The organism is Gracilibacillus saliphilus, assembly GCF_010994085.1.
Taxonomy (GTDB): domain Bacteria; phylum Bacillota; class Bacilli; order Bacillales; family Amphibacillaceae; genus Gracilibacillus; species Gracilibacillus lacisalsi.
In genome coordinates, this window is sequence record NZ_WJEB01000002.1 from 65735 (window position 1) to 89391 (window position 23657).

General features: G+C 37.0%; 24 protein-coding genes and 1 pseudogene. 21 read left to right on the top strand and 4 right to left on the bottom strand.

Features of this window, described 5'->3' with window-relative positions:
* Positions 1-117: 117 nt before the first annotated feature.
* From GHT08_RS04570 to GHT08_RS04580, 3 genes are all read left to right on the top strand, one after another.
* The gene (locus tag GHT08_RS04570) at positions 118-615 is read left to right on the top strand and encodes an Lrp/AsnC family transcriptional regulator (protein WP_163580213.1); all 498 of its coding nucleotides are present in this window, start codon (positions 118-120) and stop codon (positions 613-615) included.
* Positions 612-1796: an aminotransferase gene (locus tag GHT08_RS04575; RefSeq protein ID WP_163580215.1), complete on the top strand. Its 1185-nt coding sequence runs from the start codon at positions 612-614 to the stop codon at positions 1794-1796. The genes GHT08_RS04570 and GHT08_RS04575 overlap by 4 nt, the downstream gene beginning before the upstream one ends.
* A 120-nt stretch (positions 1797-1916) precedes the next feature.
* On the top strand, positions 1917-3077 hold the full coding sequence (locus tag GHT08_RS04580; protein ID WP_163580217.1) for a family 43 glycosylhydrolase: 1161 nt from the start codon (positions 1917-1919) through the stop codon (positions 3075-3077).
* Positions 3078-3404: 327 nt separating this feature from the next.
* Here GHT08_RS04580 and GHT08_RS04585 read toward each other — a convergent pair whose 3' ends face one another.
* On the bottom strand, positions 3405-3692 hold the full coding sequence (locus GHT08_RS04585) for a HesB/YadR/YfhF family protein (protein WP_163580219.1): 288 nt from the start codon (positions 3690-3692) through the stop codon (positions 3405-3407).
* Between the two features lie 181 nt (positions 3693-3873).
* Between GHT08_RS04585 and GHT08_RS04590 the strand changes: the two genes are divergently transcribed.
* Positions 3874-4200, top strand: coding sequence for a MerR family transcriptional regulator (locus GHT08_RS04590; RefSeq protein ID WP_153833767.1), 327 nt, complete (start codon positions 3874-3876; stop codon positions 4198-4200).
* 144 nt (positions 4201-4344) lie between these two features.
* Here GHT08_RS04590 and GHT08_RS22655 read toward each other — a convergent pair.
* Positions 4345-4472 (bottom strand): annotated as a pseudogene (locus tag GHT08_RS22655) (helix-hairpin-helix domain-containing protein); the annotation flags it as partial.
* 169 nt (positions 4473-4641) lie between these two features.
* Positions 4642-4866, bottom strand: a complete 225-nt coding sequence (gene fbpA, locus GHT08_RS04595) for a Fur-regulated basic protein FbpA (protein ID WP_163580221.1) — start codon at positions 4864-4866, stop codon at positions 4642-4644.
* A 298-nt stretch (positions 4867-5164) separates the two neighbouring features.
* On the opposite strand from fbpA, the gene GHT08_RS04600 reads away from it, so the two are divergent.
* The 12 genes from GHT08_RS04600 to GHT08_RS04655 all read left to right on the top strand — a co-directional run bounded on the left by GHT08_RS04600 (position 5165) and on the right by GHT08_RS04655 (position 17772).
* Positions 5165-5971 (top strand): glycosyltransferase family 2 protein, encoded by an 807-nt coding sequence (locus GHT08_RS04600; RefSeq protein ID WP_163580222.1) that lies wholly within the window; start codon positions 5165-5167, stop codon positions 5969-5971.
* A gap of 48 nt (positions 5972-6019) precedes the next feature.
* Positions 6020-7354 carry an MATE family efflux transporter gene (locus GHT08_RS04605; RefSeq protein WP_163580224.1) on the top strand — a complete coding sequence of 445 codons (1335 nt, stop codon included), beginning with the start codon at positions 6020-6022 and terminating at the stop codon, positions 7352-7354.
* A gap of 61 nt (positions 7355-7415) precedes the next feature.
* Positions 7416-8405: a Gfo/Idh/MocA family protein gene (locus tag GHT08_RS04610; RefSeq protein WP_163580226.1), complete on the top strand. Its 990-nt coding sequence runs from the start codon at positions 7416-7418 to the stop codon at positions 8403-8405.
* A 60-nt stretch (positions 8406-8465) separates the two neighbouring features.
* On the top strand, positions 8466-9209 hold the full coding sequence (locus GHT08_RS04615) for a CAP domain-containing protein (protein ID WP_163580228.1): 744 nt from the start codon (positions 8466-8468) through the stop codon (positions 9207-9209).
* 414 nt (positions 9210-9623) lie between these two features.
* The gene (locus tag GHT08_RS04620; RefSeq protein ID WP_163580230.1) at positions 9624-10436 is read left to right on the top strand and encodes a basic amino acid ABC transporter substrate-binding protein; all 813 of its coding nucleotides are present in this window, start codon (positions 9624-9626) and stop codon (positions 10434-10436) included.
* Positions 10437-10572: 136 nt separating this feature from the next.
* Positions 10573-11229, top strand: a complete 657-nt coding sequence (locus GHT08_RS04625; RefSeq protein ID WP_018931783.1) for an amino acid ABC transporter permease — start codon at positions 10573-10575, stop codon at positions 11227-11229.
* Positions 11226-11948, top strand: a complete 723-nt coding sequence (locus GHT08_RS04630; RefSeq protein WP_163580232.1) for an amino acid ABC transporter ATP-binding protein — start codon at positions 11226-11228, stop codon at positions 11946-11948. The genes GHT08_RS04625 and GHT08_RS04630 overlap by 4 nt, the downstream gene beginning before the upstream one ends.
* Positions 11949-12233: 285 nt before the next feature.
* Positions 12234-13148 carry a fumarylacetoacetate hydrolase family protein gene (locus GHT08_RS04635; RefSeq protein WP_163580234.1) on the top strand — a complete coding sequence of 305 codons (915 nt, stop codon included), beginning with the start codon at positions 12234-12236 and terminating at the stop codon, positions 13146-13148.
* A 307-nt stretch (positions 13149-13455) separates the two neighbouring features.
* Positions 13456-15051, top strand: a complete 1596-nt coding sequence (locus GHT08_RS04640) for a xylulokinase (RefSeq protein WP_163580236.1) — start codon at positions 13456-13458, stop codon at positions 15049-15051.
* Between the two features lie 98 nt (positions 15052-15149).
* Positions 15150-15464 (top strand): hypothetical protein, encoded by a 315-nt coding sequence (locus GHT08_RS04645; protein WP_163580238.1) that lies wholly within the window; start codon positions 15150-15152, stop codon positions 15462-15464.
* Between the two features lie 452 nt (positions 15465-15916).
* Positions 15917-17101, top strand: coding sequence for a sensor histidine kinase (locus GHT08_RS04650; RefSeq protein ID WP_163580240.1), 1185 nt, complete (start codon positions 15917-15919; stop codon positions 17099-17101).
* A gap of 5 nt (positions 17102-17106) precedes the next feature.
* Entirely contained in the window at positions 17107-17772 is a 666-nt protein-coding gene (locus GHT08_RS04655) for a response regulator transcription factor (protein ID WP_163580242.1), read from the top strand.
* Here the strand turns inward: GHT08_RS04655 and GHT08_RS04660 are convergent.
* Entirely contained in the window at positions 17767-17907 is a 141-nt protein-coding gene (locus GHT08_RS04660) for a hypothetical protein (RefSeq protein WP_163580244.1), read from the bottom strand. The genes GHT08_RS04655 and GHT08_RS04660 overlap by 6 nt on opposite strands.
* Positions 17908-18422: 515 nt before the next feature.
* Here GHT08_RS04660 and argC point away from each other — a divergent pair.
* The 5 genes from argC to purU all read left to right on the top strand — a co-directional run bounded on the left by argC (position 18423) and on the right by purU (position 23650).
* On the top strand, positions 18423-19463 hold the full coding sequence (argC, locus tag GHT08_RS04665) for an N-acetyl-gamma-glutamyl-phosphate reductase (protein WP_163580246.1): 1041 nt from the start codon (positions 18423-18425) through the stop codon (positions 19461-19463).
* Between the two features lie 16 nt (positions 19464-19479).
* Positions 19480-20703, top strand: coding sequence for a bifunctional ornithine acetyltransferase/N-acetylglutamate synthase (gene argJ, locus GHT08_RS04670; protein WP_163580248.1), 1224 nt, complete (start codon positions 19480-19482; stop codon positions 20701-20703).
* Positions 20704-20715: 12 nt separating this feature from the next.
* Positions 20716-21519: an acetylglutamate kinase gene (argB, locus tag GHT08_RS04675; RefSeq protein ID WP_163580251.1), complete on the top strand. Its 804-nt coding sequence runs from the start codon at positions 20716-20718 to the stop codon at positions 21517-21519.
* Positions 21512-22684 (top strand): aspartate aminotransferase family protein, encoded by a 1173-nt coding sequence (locus tag GHT08_RS04680; RefSeq protein ID WP_163580253.1) that lies wholly within the window; start codon positions 21512-21514, stop codon positions 22682-22684. The genes argB and GHT08_RS04680 overlap by 8 nt, the downstream gene beginning before the upstream one ends.
* A 66-nt stretch (positions 22685-22750) precedes the next feature.
* Positions 22751-23650 carry a formyltetrahydrofolate deformylase gene (gene purU, locus GHT08_RS04685; RefSeq protein ID WP_163580256.1) on the top strand — a complete coding sequence of 300 codons (900 nt, stop codon included), beginning with the start codon at positions 22751-22753 and terminating at the stop codon, positions 23648-23650.
* Positions 23651-23657 lie beyond the last annotated feature (7 nt).

A 23657-nucleotide genomic window follows, 5' to 3' on the forward strand; every position in this document is an offset into this window, starting at 1 on the left:
ACGCGGGGAATAATCGCACTTTATATTTGGGATTAATTGTAGTATGATTGAATATTAGTAAGAATAATTAACAAGTTGTAAATAGTGTATACACAACATCTAAAGAAGGTGAATGGATTGGAACAAAAAGAGATTGAATTATTGAAATTATTAGAAAAAAACGGTCGAATGGATAATGATACCATTAGTAAAATGTTAGATGTAGTCCCTGCTGAAGTGGAAGAAATGATAAAAAAATTAGAAAAGGAACACGCCATCCTTGGTTATTCTACACTTGTAGATTGGTCTAATGTTTATGAGTATGAAGGAGTGGCGGCGTTAATAGATGTAAAGGTAACGCCAGTGAGGGGTGTTGGCTTTGATAAAATTGCTTCCAGAATCTATCGGTTCCCAGAAGTGAAGGCTGTCTATTTAATGTCGGGTTCCTATGATTTAAGTGTTTCTGTCGAAGGAAAAACAATGATGGAAGTGAGTCGTTTTGTATCGGATAAATTGTCTACCTTGGATACTGTACTGTCCACCACGACCCATTTCATCCTAAAGAAATATAAGCATGATGGTATTATTTTTGATGAAGGTGACGATGATGACAAACGAATCATGGTGACACCATGAGTAAATCATATTTAGCAAACCACGTGAAAGAATTGCAGCCGTCTGGAATTCGGAAGTTTTTTGATCTTGCTTCTCAAATGGAGAATGTTATCTCACTAGGAGTTGGTGAGCCAGATTTTGTTACTCCTTGGAATGTCATCGAAGCGAGTTATCATTCCTTGGAACAAGGATATACTGCATATACTGCAAACGCAGGTTTATTCGAATTAAGAGAAGAGATTAGTAAGTATTTGCAAGATACATTTTCTATCTCATATAATCCTGAAGATCAACTCCTAGTAACGGTAGGTGCAAGTCAAGCAATTGATCTAGCACTACGAGCGATTGTAGATGCTGGCGATGAAGTAATTGTTGTGGAGCCGTGCTTTGTTTCCTATAGTCCTGCTATTTCGCTGGCAGGAGGTGTGCCGGTATCCGTAAGTGCTACAGCGGATAATGAGTTTAAAGTGACACCGGAGCAAATCGAAGCAGCGATCACTCCACGTACAAAAGCAATTGTTCTGTGCAGCCCAAATAATCCGACTGGTGCGGTATTAAGTAAGGAAGAATTGCACGGCATAGCACAAGTAGTACGAAAGCATGATTTAATTGTGTTGTCTGATGAAATTTACGCAGAGCTGGCTTATGATGAAACAGCAACTAGTATCGCATCTGTTGATGGAATGAAGGAACGTACCATTTTAATTTCTGGTTTTTCGAAATCTTTTGCTATGACAGGCTGGCGACTTGGTTATGCTGCGGGACCTGTGGCTATCATGCAAGCTATGACAAAAATTCATCAATACACGATGATGTGTGCACCAACTATGGCGCAACATGGTGCGTTAGAAGCATTACGCCATGGAAATGAAAGTGTCAGAGAAATGAAAACAAGCTATCGACAACGGCGGAATTTTGTTGTAAAGGCATTGAATGAGATGGGCTTATCCTGTCATTTGCCGGGAGGTGCATTTTATGTATTCCCGTCGATCAAAGAAACTGGTTATAGCTCAGAGGAATTTGCGCAAAAATTATTAGAAGAAGAAAGAGTAGCCGTTGTACCGGGACATGTTTTCGGTGAAAGTGGAGAGGGATATATCCGTTGTTCCTATGCTACATCCATTAAACAATTAGATGAAGCTATGAAAAGAATGAATCGATTTATTAAACAAAATAGTAAAATACAAAAACCAACAGTTTAATATACTGTTGGTTTTTGTTTGTTTGTATAAGTTTTGTTCTAATAAAATAAACTAAATAGTTGTAAGTACAAGTTGACTCGTTTATAATAGTAGTTAATGAGAATGGAAAGGATGTCATAAATGGATATTAAGCGTATACATGATGTGGAGATCGATGTTTCTAGAGGTGAAGACATTCGATTACCTGAACGAGTACTTGTAGAATTAGATGATAATATTACGGCCGAGTTTAATGTAAATTGGGATTCTGTTGATGAAAATGAACTTATAGATAAAGGAGCAATTGAGGTAGAGGGTAAAGTAGAACATAAAGATTATCCTAAGCCTTTTATTGAACAGAGAGCTGATCCATATTTATATAAGCATAGCGATGGTTACTATTATTTTACTGGATCATACCCATTATATGACCGGGTTGTCTTAAGAAGAGCTAAATCAATTGATGAACTACCACAAGCAGAAGAAAAAGTGATTTGGTGGAAGCATGAATCCGGAATCATGTCTAAACATATTTGGGCACCAGAGATTCATTTCATTGATGGAAAATGGTATGTTCATTACGCAGCTGGTGACAAAGATGATGTTTGGGCAATTCGTCCGTATGTCTTAGAATGTGATGCAGAAAACCCATTAGAGGGTGAATGGATAGAGAAAGGCCAAATCAATACGGAGTTTCAAAGTTTTTCATTAGACGCAACAACTTTTGAACATCAAGGTAAACGTTATCTCGTGTGGTCACAGAAGGTAGATAATGATACTATCGCAAACCTTTATATTGCTGAAATGGAGAATCCTTGGACAATTAAGAAACAAGTTCTCCTATCGACTCCAGAATATGATTGGGAAGTTATTGGATTTGATGTAAACGAAGGCCCTGCGATGATAAAAAATGATGAGAAAATTTTCATCGCTTTTTCAGCGAGCGCAACAGATGAAAATTATGCCATGGGATTATTACATGCTGATGTAGATAGTGATTTATTAGATCCAAAAGCTTGGACAAAAGAAAAAGAACCAGTGTTGGTTTCCAGTGATAACACGAGTGAATATGGGCCAGGACATAATAGTTTTAGTGTTGATGAAGATGGCTATGAGTTACTCATTTACCATGCTCGTCCATATAAAGGGTTTAATACAGAGAATCCTTTATATGACCATAACCGACATGCGCGTATTCAACGTCTGTTCTGGACAAAAGACGGCTTTCCGTACTTCGGTGAACCAGGCTATCAATTAGATCTTTCTAACCAGAAAGCAAAAGCGAAAATTACGTTGAAATAGAAGGAAAACCGAGTGCGATGAAAAATGAGCACTCGGTTTTTTATTGTCTAGCGTACAATGTCAAATACTTTTTTCAAGTTTTTGAGTAACTCTAATACACCTACCGCAATTTGAAAATTTTTACAAGTAGCGTTTAACCAAGTTTATTATAAAATAGGCTCCATGCATAGTCATTGGGACTTTTTGTGTTTGAATATATTATTTCATACACCAGGAAATGATATATTTTTCGGATGTGGATAACATGTAGACAACCTGTCTAGCCACATCCAGCTTCGAGCGCTCTACGCTTTGTACTTTGGGAATAGAAACTTTTTCGAATATACTTTACTCGATGACGTATTCGATTTCGTCGTATTTTCTTGAGTATTTGATATGGAAGTTCTTATTATCGAAGTACCAGATGTCGGATTCTTCGACAAAAAAACGAATACCTTCTTCCATCACTTCTGCTCCAGGGTTGTTTGGCACATTTTTTTCCAGTGCCAAAGAAAAACCTTTATGTACACCACCGAAGCCGCCATATCTGGCCAAGAAACGGATAGCATCTCCTTCTTCTAAATCTAATTCTTTGATAAACCATTTTGCTGCTGGTTTTGTAATGGACATTTCCATTGTGTTCAGCCTCCTTATCATCTATATACTATCGAAAATATAGCTATGACGCTAGTAGTAGCAATTGTCAGATTATTTACTGTCAGATTATCTGACAAAACTTTGTGCAACAAGCGGTTAGCATTGTATACTTTTATAAAGGTCAGCTTATAACGGTATACGTAATGAGGTGGTGTATTACATGGCGGAAAGTCCTTCCTATAAAGAACGAAAAGTTATAACTATTGGTGTCGTAAGTGAATTAACCGGGTTATCAGAACGGCAAATTCGTTATTATGAAGAAAGAAAGCTAGTATTTCCTGAACGCTCTCCAAAAGGAAATCGTAAATACTCTTTTGCTGATGTGGAATTATTAATTGATATTGCGAACAAGCGCGAAGAGGGCGTTCAAACTTATGAAATAAGGCAAGATATGATTCGAGAAGAGAAGAAGAAAGAAAAGAGAATGCGCAAACAACTATTACGTGGTGAAATTAACGCACGATTTGGTATCCAAAAAGAACGATAACGAAAAAAGGGCGGGCGTATAATAGAAGTAGTTCACTTACCGTGGAGAAAACTTTAAATCATATAATAAATAGCATACGTTTTCACAGTATGTTTAACAACTATTTTTGCCTTGTTTAACGATACTTTAAAGGAGAATACACTATTATCTTTTAAATGATAAACCTTCTTTTTCTAATGAAGCTCTTATAATGGTAGGGAAGCTGGTCCAATACCATGAATTTTTAGAATTTCTTTTTCGGTGTACTCTGAGAGATTTTGCAAAGTATCAATCTCAGAAAATCCTGATATATCAACAAAAAAACAGCATACCAAATCACTATGCGATTTGGTATGCTGCTTAGTTAGCTATTTAGTTTTTTCTTCACCGAAAGAGAACTACTTACGTATAATACAGGCGCCTCCCTTTTTAATGGTTGGAAAATATAAAAAGAAGAGAAGCTTAGTGAAAACCGTGCTTCTCTTCTTTTCTTTCGGGGTTATACCGAGTGAACTTTATGGAGTTTTGTCTCTCAAATTCCAGGCAGAATTTCTCGTAATCATTGACAATTTCACTAATAGGTTTGTTATAGAGCTCTTGATCATTCTTATCCACAATTCCATTGGCCATCAACTGTTGAATCAAGTACACTTTTTGTTTTTCAACTGCTTCCCGTAAAAAAGCCATTTGACTAGCCTCCTATTTTATTTATGTCACGAAGTCTTGCATTTTAAGAAAAGTATTGCCCTTTTTGTTATATGTTATACAGAAATACTTCATGTCATTTTGTTTGAATTGTAAAAAGTTTGAAATATTTAAGATAAGATGAATGATTTCGCTAGGATAATAAATTGATATATAATTGAGTAAATAGTAGAAGGAATAGTAGGATATGCCTTTACTATATGCCATAATTTTAACTTTGTCATGGCTAATGTCAACAAAGTTTACATACTTTTAATCAATTTTATTGAGGAGTTTACAAATGCCTAAACCATATGTGTCAATTATCATTACAACTTTTAATCGTAGAGTAGCACTAGCAGAGTTATTAGCAGCACTTGTCGAGCAAGCGTATCAAGACTTTGAAGTGATTATTATTAATGATAATGGAGAAAAGGTCAACGATGTGGCGGCATTATATACTGAATTAGATATAACCATCATCGATTTACCTGAAAATCGTTATCACGTGTATGCAAGAAATAAAGGAATAGAGAAGGCGACGGGCGAGCTAATTATGTTAATGGATGATGATGATTTGCCGTTACCCACACATTTAGAAACAATGATTGAGCAAATGGGAGGCGCTGATCTCGTTTATTCAGATGTAGAGATTGTAAATTACCAGGAAGCTAATGAGAAAAGAACTCCTATTAATCATCATTTATTTGCTTATCATTTTGATGTCGATGCCATGAGAAAGTTTTCCACTTATGTACCATCCGGCAGTGTTTATCGCAAATCGATACATGATGAGATTGGTCTTTTTGATGAAAGTGTACGTAATTACTGGGATTGGGATTTCTTTCTGCGGGTAGCGGAAAAACACCGTATTAAAAGAGTTCCAGTAGCAAGTGTCTTATACGAGTTTTCCGAGTCAGGAAACAATCAATCAAAAAAACTAGAAAACATGCGTTATTATTTGGATCGGCTTATTACTAAACATCAATTAGGCAATTTACCTACCAAAAATTTTTATTTACTATTGGAAGAACCTGATGTGAAGAATAGAGAAGCATCAAGTGATCGGATTTGGGACGGTGTGACAATGCCCCAATCAAGATTATAAATATAATGTGCTGAGCTTAGTTTGTTTAAGAATGTAGGAGGATTTTTCTTGAGTAGACACCGTGATTTCACCAATGGGAATATATGGATTGACTTATTTTATTTCTCTTCTCCAATTATGTTGGCCCAACTCTTGCAAGTCTCTTACCAATTTATTGACAGCTTGTGGGTAGGGAATCTGATTGGAGCCAATGCGTTAGGTGCTGTCAATATATCAGGTACTGTTATTTTTACTGTACTATCGTTTATTATCGGAATTAATAATACAACGTTAACTGTACTTTCCCAACAAAAAGGAAAGGGAAATGAAGAAGGAGTTCAGACATATGTCAATGCTTTCGTTGTGACATTGTCAGCTTTAGCAATTGTGATGGGAATATTGGGTTTTCTATTTGCGCGGCCAATATTACTATTGCTAGGGACACCTGAAACAATGATGGCCGAGGCAATGACTTACTTGCGTATTAATGCGATAGGAATTCTTTTCTTAGTAGGTTATAACTTCATTAGTACTGCTTTACGTGCTGTAGGTGATAGTAAAACACCACTCCTATTTGTAGCGATCGCCGTTCTGCTAAATATCGTACTTGATCCCCTATTTATCTCAGTGCTTGATCTAGGTGTACAAGGTGCGGCAGTAGCGACGATTTTATCACAAGGTTTTTCTTTCATTTATGGTGTTATTTTTGTAATCAGAAAGAAAATTATACCGTTGAAATGGCCGACATTACCATTATGGTCAGAAGTAAAGTTGATTCTTAATCTCGGAATTCCATCTGGTTTACAAATGGCGGTTATTTCTGCTGGTGCTGCAGCTATTATGAGTGTTGTTACATCGCACGGAGAAGCGGCTGTTGCTGGTTACAGTGCAGCACAACGTTTAGATAGTCTGTTTTTATTACCGGCACATGCGCTTGGTGCTACTGTCAATAGTATGGCTGGTCAGAATATTGGTGTTGGTAAATGGGAGCGTGTCAAACAAATCGCAACGTATGGTGTTGTCTATAATACCGTAATTATGCTTCTGTTTGCCGGTATCATAGTATTATTTGCCGAATTTGGTATTAGCTTGTTTATCCAGGAACAAGCAGCTGTTCAGTTTGGTGCTACATACTTAATGATTATTGCTTTCTTTTATCCATTTTTAGGTATTAATTTCGTCCTGAACGGGATTGTCAGGGCTTCTGGGGCGATGTATCAGGTTTTAATTTTGAACCTGCTTTCTTTCTGGGCACTTCGTTACCCATTAGCTTATCTTTTCTCTGAAATAATAGGGGAAGATGGCATTGCTTATGGAATTGGTGTAAGCTTTATGTTAAGTAGTGTCATTGCCTTTTTATATTATCGTTTTGGAAAGTGGCGTGAAAAACGTATCTTTTCCTGACCCTCCTCCATTGTGGAGGTTGTGTATAAAATGTAATCGCTTAATTCAAGAGAGGGAGTGGATGTCAATGATTCGAGTTGGTTTTATCGGTACAGGAGGATTTACAAGGCATCATGTCGAGATTTTACAGGAAATCGAAAATGTGAAAGTCGTAGGATTTGTAGGATCCAGCCAGGAAAAAGCAGAGGATTTTGCTGAGAGGTATTATCAAACAACAGGCTATCAAGATTTGGAAACCATGATTGCTCATGAACAATTAGATGCAGTGTATATTTGTGTCCCTCCGATGGCACACGAAAATTATGAGGAAATTCTAATTGAACACAGAATCCCTTTTTTAGTAGAAAAGCCATTAGGAGTCAATGAAGATAAAGTACGTCAAGTAAGGCGAAAAGTGATAGAAAATAATCATCTTACAGCGGTTGGTTACCATTTTCGTTACGCGGATACGGTAATGAGATTTCAAGAAATGCTAGAAGAAGCGAATGTTGGTACGATATTGGGGAAATGGATGGGCTCTATTCCTGGAGCTTACTGGTGGAAAAACCAAGAACAATCAGGAGGGCAATTTAATGAACAGACGACACATATCGTCGATTTAATTCGCTTCTTATTTGGTGAAGTGAAGTCTGTTTATGCCCAAGAAACCAATGCAGTCACAACAAAACAAGATTCGTCTGTAACCGTAGCAGATGTCGGGTTATTTACATTAACATTAGAAAATGGTTTACTAGTGCAAATAGCTAATACATCTGTTTTACCCGGGGGGACAGGTGATGTTGACATTACAGCTTATACAGACCAAGGGATTATCGAGTGGCAAATGGGTCATATAGAAAAGAAAATGCCTGAAAAGCTAGAGAAATATATCGCAAGACAAAATCCTTATAAACGAGAAAATGAAGCCTTTCTCCATGCTGTAAAAACAGGGGATCGTTCTAAAATTCTGTCCAATTATGAGGATGGTTGGCATTCCTTTAAAGTCGCGTTGGCAGCACAAAAATCTGTTCGTGAAAAAAGGCTCGTTAATCTCGATGAATGGGATGAATAAATAAATTTGTTTCGTACATAGTAAACTTACAGGGCAAAAAAATTCCTTGAGGTGATATCTATGTACAAACATATAATTTATGTATTCATGTTTTTAATGGTTAGTTTCATGGTTGGCTGTAACGAGTCTTCCTTAGAACCGGAAGATCAAAATATTCAACCAGAGAATGTAGGTTTTGGTGGTCAAAATGACGGTGGGAATCAAGGAGAAATACCGGTAAACCCGGGAAGAGAGCAAAATATTTTCGAAAATGCTAATCCAAATGAGTGGTACTACCAAGAAGATCGTAATTATGGCGCAGATAGTAAACAAAGGCAAACAACACAAGAAAAACAGCAAACAACGGAGCAAAACCAACAAACTGAACAGCAAGATGATGACTATATAGATCAAAATGAAGAGCCAGAGTCTTTTGACAGAGAGTCTTTAGATGGAGCCATTCAACAAGTGGTCGAGCTAACCAATCAAGCACGTAATGAAAATGGTGCAGATTCCTTAAAATTTGATCATGAATTGGCAAATGTAGCACAGACCAAATCAGAAGATATGGCAGAAAGAGATTATTTTTCTCATACATCACCACAGTATGGTTCTCCTTTTGATATGTTGAAGGAGTTTGGCGTTGATTATACAAAGGCTTCTGAGAATATTGCGGCAGGCCAAGAATCAGCAGAAGAGGTGGTACAAGCCTGGCTCGATAGTGAAGGGCATCGCCAAAATTTGTTGGACCCAGAAGTCACACATATCGGAGTGGGATTTGCTACAGATGGGAACTATTGGACGCAGCTTTTTATTAAAAAATAGTATGTGATTTGTGAAAAACACGAACATAAAGGAAGTGATGTTCGTGTTTTTTTCATTGTTTATAATGGGAAATTGGGCTACTAAGTCCACATTCAGCAATATTCGCTTTCTAAGCTTGAATTTAAGTACCAAAAATCACACGCATGAAGTCAATATGGTACTTAAAATAGGTTTTAGTACCAAAATGCCTCCTCATAAGCACTAATTTGGTACTAAAATACTCTTTACAAAACTTTGATCTTATACTTAATATTTCTTAATTAGTTTAAAAATAATAGAAATGTAACATTTAATTATGCCAATATTCAGAAATGTTTTAACATTAGAATTTCTGACAAAAGTATTGAATTTAACACCCGAATACTATATGATAATCGTTATAAAATGTATAAATAAAAAACGGAGTGAATATTTATGAATAAATGGATGATCAAGGGATTCGCTGTTTTATTGTTAGCAATTCTTGTAGCTTGTGGTACAGATGACAGTTCAGATCAAACAGACGGAACGAATGGTTCGGATGATAAACAAACCTTGTCTATTGTAACGGAAGCCGGATTTATGCCTTTTTCTTATTTAGATAAAGGGGAAGTAGTTGGCTTTGATATAGATTTACTAGCTGCCGTTATGGAAGAGGCAGGCTATGATTATGAATTAGAGAATGTAGGCTGGGATGCTATGTTACTTTCTGTAGAAGAAGGCGACGCTGACCTTGCTATTGCGGGAATCACGGTAAATGAAGAGCGTGAACAAACATATGATTTCTCCGCACCTTATTTTGAATCTACACATAAGGTAGTATTCCGTGAAGGAGAAGGTATTACGAGTGGGGAAGATATTAATGAATTAAAAGTAGGAGTCCAATCAGGGACAACTGGTGCAGAAGCCGTTGAAAAGATTTTAGGAAAAAATCATGAAAACATTTCAAAGTATGATTCCAATACATTAGCATTAATGTCACTACAATCAGGTGATGTGGATGCAGTTGTTACAGACAATGTAGTAGCGGATGAATATGTTGCGAATAATCCAGATGCAAACGTTGAAATGATCACAGATCCTGATACGTTTGAATCAGAATTCTACGGTATCATGTTCCCGAAAGGAAGCGAAATTCAGGAAGATGTTAATGAAGCTCTTCAAACTGTAATCGATAATGGGACATATGCAGAAATCTATGAGGAATGGTTTGGAGTAGAACCAAACACAGAAGCGCTAACCCAATAATTAATTCATTAACCAAAAAGCGTAGCGACCCCGTTACGCTTTTCCTTTGTGTAGAGGAATAAGAGCGGATCTGTTTTACCAGGAATAAAAAAGGGAAACAAAAAGCAAAGTAATAAGAGAGAAAGGAGCTAACAACATGGATTTTAGGTTTGATATTATTGTCGAGTACTTCCCGTTTTTTATGGAAGGTATGGGGTTAACCATCCTTATGTCAGTAGTCGGTGTTTTAATGGGTTGTATACTCGGTTTTTTTATTGCCTTAGGGAAAATGTCACCTATTCTGATCGTTCGATTGCCATTTGTTTGGTATATTAACTTTTTAAGAGGGACCCCTCTTCTTGTGCAATTATTTTTATTTCATTATGCTGCTTTACCAGCAATACTAGGGTCTACAACCCCTGTCATCTCCGTCATGGTGACATTATCACTGAATTCTTCCGCATATGTAGCAGAGATATTCCGTGCAGGATTACAGTCAATTGACAAAGGACAGGCAGAAGCGGCACATTCTTTAGGTATGAATAAGTTCCAAGTGATGCGTCATGTTCTCCTACCACAAGCATTTAAACGTTCCATTCCACCATTAGGGAATGAATTTATCGTTTTATTAAAAGATTCATCACTAGGTGCAATGATCGCAGCACAAGATATATTATATTGGGGAAGAGCAGCATCCGGACAATATTTAAGAGTATGGGAACCGTACTTAATGGTTGCATTAATCTACTTAGTGTTAACACTTAGCCTAACATACTTATTAAATTATCTAGAAAGAAGGTTAGATGTAAAATGATCTCTGTCAGGCACTTAAAAAAATCCTTTGGCGACTTAGAAGTGCTGAAGGATATTAATGTAGATATCAAGCAAAAGGAAGTTGTTGTTGTAATTGGGCCTTCTGGTTCAGGTAAGTCAACATTTCTACGCTGTCTTAACTTAATAGAATCGGTAACTGATGGAACAGTAACGATTGATGGTGAGGAATTAACAGACAAAAAAGTAGACATCAATAAACTAAGAGCAGAGGTTGGAATGGTATTTCAACAGTTCAACCTTTTTCCTCATAAAAGCGTTTTGGAAAACATCACGTTACCTATTGTCACAGTAAAAAAATGGAGTAAACAAGATGCAGAAAAAAAGGCAAAAGATTTACTTCAGAAAGTCGGCCTCTTAGATAAAGCGAATGTATATCCAGAATCACTTTCAGGTGGTCAGAAACAACGTGTTGCGATTGCAAGAGCTTTAGGTATGGAGCCGAAAGTGATGTTATTTGATGAGCCTACTTCAGCATTAGACCCAGAAATGGTTGGAGAAGTGCTAGGCGTTATGAAGCAACTTGCCGAAGAAGGAATGACGATGGTCGTTGTTACCCATGAAATGGGCTTTGCCAAAGAAGTTGGTGACCGTGTCATTTTCATGGATGAGGGTTATGTGGTAGAAGAAAACGTACCAAAACAACTATTTGATTATCCGCAACATGAACGAACAAAAGCATTCTTGAGTAAAGTGTTATAACCATAAAGCTTTAATATAAAAACCCGTTTCGCTAACTTATGAAACGGGTTTTTGTTTTAGTGAAATCGGGTCGTTACGGTAGGAAAGCATATAACCATAGGTATCACAACTTTATAAGCAAATAAGATAGGCAAAGGTTGGTTCCCATGTAAAAACACTTTCTTTCCCCCAAGCGCAGCTTCTACTCAAGAATTGTTCATGCCTCGAAGTGCGCTTTTGCTTCCTTTTGAGCAAATAAAGCTTATTCTGTGATAAAATGATCTTAAACTAGAGGAGGGATACAGTATGAAACTTGTTCATTATCAGTTAAAACATCCTTATGCGCAAAGCCGAATTGGCGTAGTCGAAGATAATAAGGTTATTGATTTACATGCTGCACAACAAGAGCTGATCGACCAACATAAAATTTTGGCAGATATTATTATCCCAGCAGATTCAAGTGCATTTTATCAACAGGCAAATATACATATTAAACATGCTGAGAATCTTTTGAAACAAATAAAGCACTATTCTACAACACATGTTTTTGAACGCGATGAAGTTGTCTTGCATACACCACACCCTAACCCGTCAAAAATTATATGCATCGGAACAAATTATAGAGATCATGTAAAAGAAATGGGCGGTGAATTGCCGGAGTACCCAGTTTTATTCTCTAAATTTAACAACGCCTTAATTGGTCCTGAAGATAAGATTCATAAGTCAGAAGCTACAGATAAACTAGATTATGAAGTGGAACTTGCCGTTGTTATTGGTGAAAAGGCAACAAAAGTAGCAAAGGAAGAAGCATTCAATTATGTAGCAGGGTATACAATTGGTAACGATATTTCAGCACGTGACTTACAGAAGCGTACACCACAATGGTTGCAAGGTAAATCATTAGACCATACTACACCAGTAGGACCTTGGCTAGTAACGACTTCTGAATTAAACGATCCAAGCCGTTTAGCAATCAAATCCTATGTAAATGGTGAATTACGCCAATCTTCTAATACAGAACATTTAATATTTGATATCCCATATTTAATTAGTTTTATTTCCAATTTAATAACATTAGATTCGGGAGATATCATTTTAACAGGAACACCAGATGGAGTAGGGTTCGCGATGAATCCGCCTAAACTGCTTCAATCAGGGGATGTTGTTACACTGGAAATTGATCAAATTGGTACATTAGAGAACACAGTCATCAAGAAGTAGAGCTGAAAGTTGTCCACAGATCAACGCTCTGTGGACAATTTTTGGTACGTCAGTCCACATGTTAACAAAGCTATATCTCATTTCAACGCCTATACACGTACGGACAAATTTAAATTGACGATTACATAGGCTAGATGGTATGATGTTTAAAGAGATTGATAACATTAATTATTTGTACAGATAAGTTGAAGTCGTTTTTAGATAAAGGGTAACTAGTTGTAAAGAAGGAAAGTCCTCTTCCTAATACGAATTCCAATGAAAGCGCTAATACCATGAATGATTTATTAAAATATGGGAGGAAAATGATATGAATGATGTGAATAATGCAATACAAAATGGTAAGACAATACTTGGTATTGAACTTGGCTCAACCCGGATTAAAGCAGTTCTAGTTGGAGAAAATAATGAAGTAATTGCATCTGGTAGTCATGACTGGGAAAACAGTTATATAGACAATATTTGGACTTATAGTATTGATGAAGTATGGGAAGGGCTCCAAGACAGTTATCAGAAGATGGCGGCTGACGTGAAAAGGCAGTACGGCATTACGCTCAAAAAAGTAGGTGCTATCGGCTTTAGTGCGATGATGCATGGCTACATGGTTTTCGATAAAGAACAACAATTACTTGTTCCTTTCCGTACTTGGCGAAACAATATTACAGAACAGGCTGCAACAGAACTGACCAAACAGTTTAATTATAATATTCCACAGAGATGGAGTATTGCCCATTTATATCAAGCTATCTTAAATCAGGAAGGTCATATTCAGGATATCCACTTTCTAACAACATTGGCCGGGTATGTTCATTGGAAGCTAACGGGGAAGAAAGTGCTTGGTGTTGGGGAAGCATCTGGTGTCTTTCCGATCGATCTAGAAACCAAAAGCTATAATCAAAAAATGGTTGATCAGTTCAATCAATTGATTGTCCCACAAAATCTCTCATGGAAGCTGGAAGACATTTTACCTGAGGTTTTAGTGGCTGGTGAAAACGCAGGAACGCTTACAGAAGAGGGTGCGAAATTGTTAGATGTTAGCGGCGAGTTGGAGGCAGGTATTCCGCTTTGTCCGCCAGAAGGCGATGCGGGGACTGGCATGGTTGCAACAAACAGTGTGGCACAGCGTACGGGTAACGTTTCCGCCGGTACTTCTGCATTTGCAATGGTGGTATTGGAGAAGGATTTATCGAAGGTACATCCGGAGATTGACCTGGTGACAACACCATCAGGTAACCTTGTAGCAATGGCACACTCTAATAATTGTACATCTGACTTAAATGCGTGGGTTGGTTTATTTGAAGAATTTACGCAAGCTATTGGTTTTGAAGTGGATAAAAATAAGTTGTTTGAAACCCTATTTACAAAGGCGTTAGAAGGAGATGCTGATGGAGGAGGGTTATTATCCTACGGCTATCTTTCTGGTGAACATATGACCCATTTTGAAGAAGGGCGTCCGTTGTTTACTCGTTCTTCTGAAAGTAATTTCAACCTTGCTAATTTCATGCGTACGCATTTATATACATCATTTGGAGCAATGAAAATCGGAATGGACATTCTAACCAAAGAAGAAGGTGTAAAGCTAGATGAAGTTTTAGGGCATGGTGGAATTTTCAAGACCGAAGGCGTGGCGCAAAGCATGTTAGCAGCTGCTTTTAATGTTCCTGTTTCTGTTATGGAAACAGCAGGAGAAGGTGGAGCATGGGGCATCGCATTACTCGGTTCTTATATGTTGAATAAAGAAACGAACGAAACCTTGGAAGCTTATTTAAATGAAAAGGTATTTGCTGGTCAAGACGTGAAGACTGTGTCACCAAATGCTAATGATGTAGAAGGTTTCGAACAGTTTATGGAACGTTATAAGAATGGGCTTGCAATTGAAAGAGCTGCAGTAGATAATCTTAGATAAGAGATATGAAGGTAGGGGATCGCCATCTCCTATCTTTTTAGTTTATAAGAAAAGTATAAAATCAGCACAATGCCCATGTTAATGAAGGAGTGTGATGCTTGATGTTATGTCGATGCAAAGAACTTTCACATCTAAAAATAGAGGCGGATTTTGGGGCTGATCCGATTTGGTGTTACCAATGTGGCTATAATTTAGATATTGAATTTTTACCTCTCTCAGACAGCCTTAAGCAGGAACTGATTGTTTGGGTATTGGATCTAGAGAAATGGTACGACTGGGAGAAAGGGCAACTGATAAAATCAAAAAGGCACTTAGCACATCAACACAATCATTTAGGGGAAATATTAACCGAAAAAGTTAAACAAGAACTTGCTCCTTCTTTAAACGTATTCTTTGTGTCTTTTCAACTGTAAATAGACATCTTTTGTGTGAAAGGATATTTGCGATGAAATCATGAAGACTGTGACCAAATTCAAAAGATGTTGAAGGAATGAACAAGTATAGCGAACGTTATGAAGAGAGGTTCCAGATTAATAGAGTAGTGGTATCTGAGTAAACATAGTATAAAAAGAGGCAGGGATTTTTTGATCCCTGTCTTTCTATACATCATATGTTGTAAAAGTATGAATAAAAGTAAGGTGCTCAAAGGCGGAGTATGATATTATGTAATTTGGTTAGCTGAACGGATTTGGCGCAAAAAATATCTTTGCTAATTTAAAAACATAAAAAGTTATGTCAAATAATGTTCAATAGTTCACTTGACTCATATAGGTAATAATGGCGAAGGTTGTCAATTCCTGTTAGTCTGATAAAATAAAATTGAATAAATTGTCGTGCTAAGAGATTATTAAGGAGAGAAGAGGTTATGGTTATGAATGACTTTATGGATAAGAAAATGCCTCGAGCTATCCTGTGTACGCTTTTGATAATGATCCCTTTATTTTCCGTTGATAATCAATTGAAGCTCTGGGAATTATACATCCTTGTAATGATTTATGTCGTTATACAATATTTCAGAGATTTTGTCATGCAAGTTAACTTATACAGTAGAAAAGGTTTATTTTTCTTAATAGGTCAATTGATATTACTAAGTGTGATCATGACTATTGACCAATCCTTTATTTCACAAGTATATTTATTAATTTTAATCGGTGAGATGGTATTTCACCAATCATTATACTATAGTATTCCGTTTGCGCTTACTTCGTACGTTGCTTTCGTGACTGGAAAATGGATTGCCTTTGACTTTCCTCCTATCTCAACAATGTCATTCATCATCCCTCGTATAACAGAATTTTTAGTGATTATGGCCTTTAGTTATCTAGTGAAAGTATCTATTAGTCAAAAGCAGCAGCTGGAAAATGCATATGAAAAAATGAAGACAACATCATTGAAACTAGAAGAAAAAATCATTATCCAGGAACGGAAGCGCTTTGCCCGTGAGATGCACGATTCAATTGGTCATTCCTTTTCAACCTCATTAATCGGATTAAATGCTGTTCAAAAGTTGATTGAAAAAGAACCTAAAGAAGCAATGAAATTATTGAAACACATACATGAAAACTTGGAAATCGGTTTGTACAGGGTGCGAAAATCTGTGCGTGAATTACAAGATAGCCATTTTTTTGTTGACTTTCAAAATGCTGTAGAGGCATTGTTAGAGGAAACTATCCAGCAAACAGATGTCAAAATAGATGTCAAAATCAATGTGGAAGAGAAGTGGATGAATTCCCTTCAGGAAATTGTCGTTTATCGCGCGTTGCAAGAAGGGTTAACTAATGGGCTGAGGCATGGAGAAGCAACAATGTTTGTGTTTCGGTTATTTATTGTAGGAAATTCATTAGTATTTTATTTGAGTGATAATGGCAAGGGTTTCAAAAGTAGCGATAGTACTCTTGGATTTGGTTTGATTGCGATGAAGGAAAGAGTAAAAGAGTTAAATGGAAAATTGACCTTGCATTCAAACAAATCATATTTAGGTGGAGTAGATATTATAATAGAATTACCGAGAATGGATAGTAACTTTAATAAAGTGCAAAGTATAGGGTGAAGGTGATGAATAAGATAAAAGTAATGATAGCAGACGATCAAAAGATTGTTTGCGACGGGCTTACGGTGATGCTAAATCAACATCATGAATTGGAAGTTGTAGCAAAAGCATATACAGGTGAAGAAGCGATTGAGAAAGCAATGGAATACCAGCCAGATGTCATCTTAATGGATATTAAGATGCCGAATATCAGTGGTATTACAGCAACGAAAATATTAAAAGAAAAAAATCCTAAAGTGAAGGTATTGATGCTTACGACATTTTCGAATGATGATTACATCTTAAAGGCATTAAAAAATGGGGCAAGTGGTTATCTATTGAAGGATACAGATGTAGATCATTTAATTGAAGTGATCTATCAATCCATAAAAGGACAAATATTAATTCCTGAGTCTATACAACCAATGTTAATACAACAATTAAAAACGAGTGACGATGAAGTAAAATCCTCTTTTGAAGCTGTTGTGGATGCGTTAAAGGAACGGAATATTCACGTAACAAAAACAGAGCAACATGTTATTAAAGGGTTGTTGGAAGGGTATTCAAATCAGCAGATTGCTGATTCGCTGCACCTATCGATAGGGACTGTGAAAAACTATGTAAGTAAAGTTTATCGTAAATTGGGTGCCTCTGGGAGAACAGAGGCAATTTTGTTGTTAAAGAATTTATGAATATTTGATAATTTTTGATTCAGGTAAATAACCTAATAGTCGCTTCACCTCTTTTTTGGTAGAACCCGTTTCTTTTGCTAAATAAATTAATCGTAACCATTCTGGATCTAATTGTTGTTGATTGTTTGATATCACTTGTCATCCACCTTTTCCATTCAGTATTACTAGGATGAATTAATCATATCGAAGAGATTATCTTTTGAGAAGGTAACGTGAGTAATTACTTTAATCTAAGAAGTAATAAAAGTAATAAGTCATAAGGACTTATTTTAGAAGCATAAACATACTTTCAGTCATGTTCATTAGGTAGAAAAGTTGCAAAGCAAGAATGGTTGTTCTATCTATTTTACTATTATCCTTACCTCTTTTCTTTATATGAATAATAGAATAAGGAAACGAAATTGTACATGTCTTTGGATATTTATACATACGAATGCATGCTGACAACAGGAGTGATTAATCACCAATTATAGAAGATTAATGAGGAACAAAAACAGTCTAACTAATGTAAATTATTTGTAAGGGGATCTATAAACATGTATACATAAACAGTCTATTTTAAAATTTTTTATAAACATTATTGCATGAAAATACAAAATGCAGTATAATTATAAATTAATCATACACGGAATTTAATTTTAGGGGGAAACATGGTGAATGTAGCAATTATAGGTGGAACGGGTTATGGTGCGGTTGAGTTATTACGATTTTTGCATAACCATCCATATGTTCAAGTGAAAAAAGTTATCTCACATTCAAATAGTGGAACGGAATTAGCAGAAGTATATCCGCATGTTGTCGAAATTATCGATATCAAAATGGCAGAGCTAAATGTAGATGCATTAGCACAAGAGGTAGAACTCGTCTTCTTTGCAACACCGTCTAATGTTAGCAAAAACGTTATTCCAGCATTAGTTGATAAAGGAGTGCGATGTATTGATTTGTCAGGGGATTTCCGTTTGCGAGATGGGGAGAAATACCAGACGTATTACGGAGAGGAAATCGCATCACAGGAATATATTGAAAAAGCAGTTTATGGCTTGCCAGAGGTAAATAAAGAAGCTATCAAGCAAGCTAGTATTCTTGCAAATCCAGGCTGTTATCCAACAGCAACGACTTTAGGGTTAATACCAGCAATCGAAAAAGAGTTGGTTGATCGATCATCGATCATTATTGACGCGAAAACAGGAGTATCTGGAGCTGGGCGAAGTTTATCATTGAATGTTCATTTTTCAGAAATGAACGAAAACTTCAAAGCATACAAAATTGGGGTGCATAAACATATTCCGGAAATCGAACAATTGCTATCAGAACGAGCAAATGAAGGTATGCAAGTCATTTTCACCCCGCATATTGTACCGATGACAAGAGGAATCATGAGCACGATTTATGTTGATATGAAAGACAACTATTCTACGAAACAACTGATTGACACCTATCAAACTTACTATCAAGACCATCCTTTCGTGCGTGTACGTAAAGAAGGGGTATTCCCTTCAACGAAAGAGGTATATGGCAGTAACTATTGTGATATCGGATTGTATGCAGATGAAAGGACAGGAAAGCTTATTATTGTTTCTGTCATTGACAATTTAGTTAAAGGAGCATCTGGTCAAGCAGTTCAAAATATGAATATTATGTACGGATGGGAAGAGACAACAGGTTTGGACCAATTACCTATTTATCCTTAAGGAGTGAAAAACAGACATGGAAGTTCAGTTAGAACAATTCAAGTTAATGAAAGATGGAAATATTTCCTCTGCAAAGGGGTTTCAAGCAGGCGGTTTACATTGTGGACTACGTAAAAAGAAAATGGATTTAGGCTGGGTGTATTCAGAAGTGCCAGCACAAGCAGCAGGAGTATATACGACGAATGCCTTTCAAGCGGCACCACTTAAAGTAACTCAAGAAAGTATCGAGAAGGAACATCAATTACAAGCAATTATTGTCAATTCGGCTATTGCCAATGCATGTACAGGTCAACAAGGGCTGCAAGATGCTTATGATATGCGCAAATTATTCGCCGAAACAGTCGGTGTTGAAGAACATTTGGCGGCAGTAGCTTCAACAGGTCTTATTGGTGAATTGTTACCAATGGATAAACTGCAAAAAGGTATTAGTCAAATTCCTGACCATCAACATATTGGTGCTGGCAAATTTGAATCAGCCATTTTAACAACAGATACAAAAGAAAAAGGAATTGCAATCGAATTAGAAATAGATGGCCAAACCGTTACGATCGGCGGAGCTGCCAAAGGTTCTGGCATGATTCATCCGAATATGGCAACAATGCTTGGTTTTGTTACAACAGATGCTAATATTTCTTCTTCCTATTTATCTGATATATTAAAGTCGATTACGAACCAGTCGTTCAATATGATCACGGTTGACGGAGATACTAGTACGAATGATATGGTTTTAGTTTTAGCAAATGGAAAAGCAGGAAATCAAGCGTTAACACCAGAACATAGAGAGTGGCAAAAGTTTTATGACGCTTTACAATTTGTTTGTGAATACTTAGCAAAAGAAATTGCTCGTGACGGGGAAGGTGCTACCAGATTAGTAGAAGTGCAAGTGGAAGGCGCGTTCACTGATGAGTCGGCAACAGCAATTGCTAAATCAATCATTTCTTCTAACCTAGTAAAAACAGCTATTCATGGTGCTGATGCGAATTGGGGACGTATTATTACGGCCATTGGCTATAGCGGCGAATCTTTAGATCCTGATAAAGTTAGCATTTATTTAGGAGATATTTTAGTAGTAGAAAATGGAGTGCCATATACATTTGATGAGGATGCGGCAAAAGAATACTTATTAGAAGATGAAATAACAATACTTGCCAAATTGGGTGATGCAAATGGAAGGGCAACCGCATGGGGTTGTGACCTCTCCTATGAATATGTCAGAATAAACGCTTCTTATCGAACGTAAGGAGGAACGAATGTGAACTATGTAGTGATTAAATGTGGTGGTAGTGTATTTGAACAGCTGCCTCCTTCTTTTTATCAAGATATTGTGACGATTCAACAAAAAGGAGAATGGCAGCCAATCATTGTTCATGGTGGTGGACCGTTAATTTCACAATTGTTAGAGCAAACAGGTGTGAAAACTACGTTTATTAACGGATTGCGTGTAACCACAAATGAAGTATTAGATGTCGTCGAAATGGCCCTTAGTGGTTCTATGAATAAAGCCATTGTCCGTAAAATTGCAGAAGCGGAAGGTAAGGCCATTGGTGTAAGTGGAATTGATGGAAACTTATTAGAAGCAAAGCCGGTGAAGGATGATACCACTCTTGGTTATGTAGGAGAAGTGATACAAGTTAATACAAATTTAGTAAAAAGCTTTGTCGAGCAAGGTCTCATCCCTGTAGTTTCACCAATCGGTAAGGATAAAACAGGACAACGCTATAATATAAATGCTGATATGGCGGCATCAGCAGTTGCGCAAGCATTAGAAGCAAAGTTATGTTTTATTAGTGATATTCCCGGGATTTATCATGAAGTAAATGGGGAGAAGCAAGTATTCCATCAGTTAAATGAAACGAAAATTGATGAACTGATTCAACAAGAAGTAATTTTTGGTGGAATGATTCCTAAAGTAAAATCTGCATTATCTGCTTTGCGTAAAAATGTACGAGAAGTATCAATTGTGGATGGTACAGCAGACCATGGTCTGGAAGAGTTTATGCAAGGGAAACAAGTTGGAACGAGAATTGCTTTAGAACAGGAGGTGCCGCATGTATAAACAAACTGTAAGTCCTGTTATGTCTACATACGGACGTTTTCCGATTACATTAGTTGAAGGGAAAGGAAGTTACGTATGGGATGATCAAGGGACAAAATATTTAGATTTTTCTTCTGGTATTGCGACGTGTAACTTAGGGCATGTGCCAGATGTGGTGGAGCGTGCTGTCCAGGAACAACTGTCGAAGCTATGGCATTGTTCCAACCTTTATCATATACCTTCTCAAGAAAAATTAGCACAGGCCTTAACCGAAAATAGTTGTGGTGATCAAGTATTTTTCTGTAATAGTGGTGCTGAAGCGAATGAAGCAGCAATCAAAATTGCCAAAAAATACGGGCATGATGTACTAGAACAGGATAATCCACTCATCATCACTTTTAACAATTCGTTTCATGGCCGGACGATGGCTACCTTATCGGCAACAGGGCAAAAGAAAATCCAAGACGGATTTACCCCTTTAACACCCGGTTTTGCGTATTTACCTTTTAATGACGATCTGTTACTTGATGAGCTAGCAAAACAGAAACCAGCTGCGGTATTATTAGAACTTGTTCAAGGTGAAGGTGGGGTCATCCCAGCTGATCCGGCATGGTTAAGCAAACTGTCTGCAATCTGTAAAGAACATCATATTTTATTGATGATTGATGAAATTCAGACAGGTATGGGACGGACAGGTAAACTTTTTGCCTATCAACATTATGGTATTGAGCCAGATGTAATTAGTGTGGCGAAAGGTCTGGGATCTGGTTTTCCGATTGGTGCTATCATCGCTAAAGAACATGTCGCAAAAGTATTTTCCCCAGGTACACACGGAAGTACATTTGGGGGGAACCCAATGGTGACAACAGCAGGGCTGGCAACCATTAACCACCTTACCCAAACAGATATATTAGCGCATGCTAATCAAATAGCAGACGATTTATGGAATGGATTGCAACAATTAGTAGAAAATAAGAAGCAAGTAAAGTCTGTTAGAGGTAAAGGCTTGTTAATCGGTCTTGAAGTCGAAGGTAATGCGATTGACTATGTCAACAAAGCTAGAGAGGAACATCAATTATTAATGGTAGTTGCAGGACCGCAGATCGTTCGTTTACTGCCACCTTTAACGGCAAAACAAGAAGAAGTAAAACAGTTTATGACCATTATAAATAAAATTTTTTCATAAGACTCTTGACCATCATCTGTAACGTGGTAAAGTAGTAAAGAACGATTATAGTAAAGAGGGATCAAGATGAAAAGTTATATAGATGAAAAGATAGAAGCATTTAAGAAAACAAATAAAAACAGAGCGCGTTTATTAATAAACTGTGCCGATCAACCTGGTATTGTGGCGGCTGTGTCTCAGTGTTTATATGAGCATAACGCTAATATCATCGAATCCAATCAATACTCTACTGACCCGCATGGTGGTGAGTTCTTTATTCGTATTGAATTTGAAATGGATGATCTAAAAGTTCAAGCTGAAAAATTAGAGGCGGATTTTCAACAGGTTAAAGAAGCGTTTAATATGGAAGCAACATTTAAATATGTCGATCAAATAAAGAAAATGGCGATCTTTGTTTCCAAGGAGCCTCATTGCTTGTTAGAGTTGCTTTGGGAGTGGCAAAGCGGAGACTTAATGGCAGATATCAGTCTTGTGATCAGTAATCATGAAACATCACGTGAGTTTGTCGAACGGCTTGGTATTCCTTATTATTATATCCCAGCCAATAAGGATATCCGTAAACAGGTAGAGGAAAAGCAAATTCAATTACTACACGAACATGAAATAGATGTAATTGTGTTAGCACGCTATATGCAAATTCTGACACCTCATTTTGTGGAGACATTCAAAAATAAAATTATCAATATTCACCATTCCTTTTTGCCAGCATTTATTGGTGCGAAGCCATATGAACGTGCTTACCACCGTGGGGTAAAATTGATCGGTGCCACCTCCCATTACGTTACCAATGATCTCGATGAAGGGCCGATTATCGAGCAGGACATCAGTCGAGTTGATCATCGCGACAATGTCGAGGCAATGAAAAAAATTGGTCAATCTGTAGAGCGTAGTGTGCTAGCAAGAGCAATTAAATGGCACCTCGAAGACCGTATTATCGTGTATGGAAATAAAACAATAGTATTTTAGTTGAACA